This is a genomic window from Streptomyces sp. NPDC089915 (genome assembly GCF_040684675.1).
In the GTDB taxonomy this organism is placed as follows: domain Bacteria; phylum Actinomycetota; class Actinomycetes; order Streptomycetales; family Streptomycetaceae; genus Streptomyces.
This window is the reverse complement of record NZ_JBFBGN010000278.1, coordinates 1-3,035: the sequence shown is the minus strand read 5'-3', so window position 1 is coordinate 3,035 and position 3,035 is coordinate 1. Positions and strand designations below refer to the sequence as shown.

Genomic DNA, 3,035 nt, shown 5'->3' with positions numbered 1-3,035 from the left:
GGGCCAGATGTAGCGGCCGTTGGCGCCGCCGACGCGCAGCTGCGAGAAGAAGATGCCCGCGCCGACGGCCAGGGCGATCAGGCCGGAGACCGCGCACCTGTCGGGCGTCAGCGTCGACTACTACGTGCGCCTGGAGCAGGGCCGTGCGACCCAGCCCTCGGAGCAGGTCCTCGACGCGCTGGCCCGCGTCCTCGGCCTCGACGAGACCGAACGCGGACACCTGCACCGGCTGGCCCGCCAGCGCCGCCGCCGCGCGAAGGCGCCGGGCGGCCGGATCCGGCCGGAACTGCTGCGCGTGCTCGACCTGGTGAACGGCGCGCCGGCGCTGCTCATGGACCACCGGCTGGACGTGCTCGCCGCGAACCGCCTCGCCGGGCTCCTGTACGGCCGCCCGATCCCGGGCCTGAACATCGCCCGGCACCTGTTCCTGGAGGAGTCCGGGCACGGCCTGTACGCGGACTGGGAGAACTGCACCCTCGACGTGGTCGGGCTGCTGCGGCTGGCCGCCGGCAAGTACCCGGAGGACCCCCGTCTGGCCTCGCTCATCGGCGAGTTGTCGATGGGCAGCGAACGCTTCCGGCGCCTCTGGGCCCGTGCGGACGTACGGGCGCGCGGCCATGGGCTCAAGGCGTACCGGCACCCCCTGGTCGGGCTGCTGGAACTGCACCACGAGAACTTCGTACTGCCGGACGCGTCGGGCATCGAGCTCCTGGTGCTGTCCGCGGCTCCCGGCAGCCCGTCGGAGGACGGCCTGCGCCTCCTCGCGGGCCTGGACGCGGCCGGCGATGACGCCCGTCCCCGCGTGGTGCGGGCGGAGTAGACGGACCTGGAGCGGCCCGGCTCGCCTTACTTCCGCCGGACCGGCCGGGGCCCTCAGTTCCGGTTCAGGTCGGTGGAGAGCAGGTGGTGGTCCGAGTAGGGGCTGGGGCGGATGTCGTGGGCGTGGGGGGTGAGGCCGCGTAGGAAGACGTAGTCGAACTTGAGGTTCCAGTCGGTCGTCGGGGTGCAGGTGTCGTCCGTCGGGGCGGGGCGGCAGGCGGGGTCGGCGTCCTGGGCCAGGGGCCACATCGGGGCGAGTTCGGGCCACTCCGGTACGGCGTTGAAGTCGCCGAGGACGATCGCCCGGTCGTGGCGGGCGACTTCCGGGGCGAGCACCCGCACCTGGCCCGCCCGTACCTGCGGCTGCCGGCGCTCGGCGAGGTGGGTGTCGAAGACGCGGACGGGCCGGCCGCCCACCAGCGTGGTGACGGCGAGGTAGCCGCGGTTCTCGGAGCCGCCGTCGGGGTACCCGACGCTCACCCGGTCGGTCATCGGCGCCGCCGAGAGGATGGCCTGGCCGAAGCCGCCCGGGCTCCACGGCAGGCCCCCGCAGCGGTTCCAGTTCCGCAGGACCGACCCGTACGCGACCCGGTAGACCAGCCCGTAGACCTCCTCCAGGTAGGTACGGATCTCCTCCACGTCCCGTACGCACGCCTCCTGAAGGCCGATGACCTGCGGCGCGACCGCGGCGATCTCCTTCGCCCGGCCGAAGTTGCGCTCGCTGCCGCCGCAGGGGTTGCAGATGTTCCACGTGGCGACCCGGTCCGGTACGGCCTCCCTCGCCGCGGCGGGCGGCAGCGGCCGGGCGCCCGGTGTGCTGCCGGGGCCCAGGAGCAGCACCAGACAGGCCGCGGCCATCACGCCCGCGGCCCACCGCGCGCTCCTTCTCAGCACCCTCGCCTCCCTCACTGGACGCACATCATCACACGGCGACCTCGACCCGTGATCGAGGGCCCGGTACTTGAAATTCTTACGAGTTTTGCCCAACTGGCCGGAAATTCTTGCCCAATTTGGCGACTGGGGGATCGATGTTTCATCATCGTGACTGAGCGTCAAGTCCTGGCGCGTCCAAGGAGCGGCCCGAGGCACCCGATGCCCCCGCTCCCGCCGCCGCCGCGGCGCCCCTTCCGTTCCGTCACCTAGGCAAAGGCCCATGTCCGCCCAGCAACTCCCGGACCTCATACGTTTCGCCCGGCACAACTCGCCCTTCTACCAGGAGCTCTACGCCTCCCTGCCGCCGCACGCCGACCGCCTCACCGACCTGCCGGTGGTCGACCAGCAGGCCTTCTGGGCGGCCAACACCCCGCACGACGGCCGCGTCCTGACCGGCCCGCTCAGCGAGGCCACGGTCTACAAGACCGGCGGCACCACCGGGTCCCCCAAGTTCTCCGTCTACACCCGTGACGAGTGGCGCACCTTCGTCACCGCCTTCGGCCAGGGGCTCGTCGACACCGGTCTGCGCCCGGGGCACCGCGTCGCCGACCTCTTCTACGCCGGCGAGCTGTACGCCAGCTTCCTCTTCGTCCTCGACTCCCTCGCCCACGCACCCGTGGACAACGTCCGCCTGCCCATCGGCGGCGGCGCGCCGCTGGAGTCGACGATCCCCACGCTGCGCGACCTCTCCGCCCAGGTCCTGGCCGGAACGCCGACCACCCTGTGCCGGCTCGCCGAGCAGGTCCTGGCCGCCGGCGACCGGCTCGACGCGGTGGAACTGCTCCTCTTCGGCGGCGAGGCCCTCTTCGACGACCAGCGCCGCCTACTGGCCAGGGCGTTCCCCCGCGCCGAGGCCCGTTCCGTCGGGTACGCCAGCGTGGACGCGGGCCTGCTCGGCCGCCCCGTACCCGGCCCCGACGCACGGGTGCACCGCGCCTTCGCCCCGCACTCGGTCGTCGAGATCCTCGACGACTCCACCGACGAGCCGATCGCCGAACCGGGCCGCCCCGGCCGGGTCGTGGTCACCAGCCTCTTCCGCCGCCTCATGCCGATCATCCGCTACCCCGCGGGCGACCGGGCCGAGTGGACCGGCACCGGACCCGGGCACTTCCGGATCCTCGGCCGCGCCGAGGAGGGCGTACGGGTGGGTCCCGTCTCCCTCTACACCCAGGACGCCCTGTCGGCCGTCTCCACGGCCGGATCCTGGCACAGCACCGACACGAACCAGCGCCCGGCGGCGTCGTGCGACACGGTCACCGTGGACGGCCGCGCTCCCTCCGGGA

2 protein-coding genes and 2 pseudogenes are annotated in these 3,035 nt (G+C 73.0%); 2 read left to right on the top strand and 2 right to left on the bottom strand.

Annotated features, from left to right (window positions below; genetic code table 11):
• The first annotated feature begins 52 nt into the window (after positions 1-52).
• Positions 53-820 carry a helix-turn-helix transcriptional regulator gene (locus AB0O29_RS34795; protein ID WP_365160122.1) on the top strand — a complete coding sequence of 256 codons (768 nt, stop codon included), beginning with the start codon at positions 53-55 and terminating at the stop codon, positions 818-820.
• Between the two features lie 53 nt (positions 821-873).
• On the opposite strand, the gene AB0O29_RS34790 is transcribed toward AB0O29_RS34795, so the two are convergent.
• Positions 874-1,677: an endonuclease/exonuclease/phosphatase family protein gene (locus tag AB0O29_RS34790; RefSeq protein ID WP_365160125.1), complete on the bottom strand. Its 804-nt coding sequence runs from the start codon at positions 1,675-1,677 to the stop codon at positions 874-876.
• Positions 1,678-1,972: 295 nt separating this feature from the next.
• Between AB0O29_RS34790 and AB0O29_RS34785 the strand changes: the two are divergent.
• Positions 1,973-2,719: pseudogene (locus AB0O29_RS34785) on the top strand (phenylacetate--CoA ligase family protein); the annotation flags it as partial.
• 221 nt (positions 2,720-2,940) lie between these two features.
• Here AB0O29_RS34785 and AB0O29_RS34780 read toward each other — a convergent pair.
• Positions 2,941-3,035 (bottom strand): annotated as a pseudogene (locus AB0O29_RS34780) (RNA-guided endonuclease TnpB family protein); the annotation flags it as partial.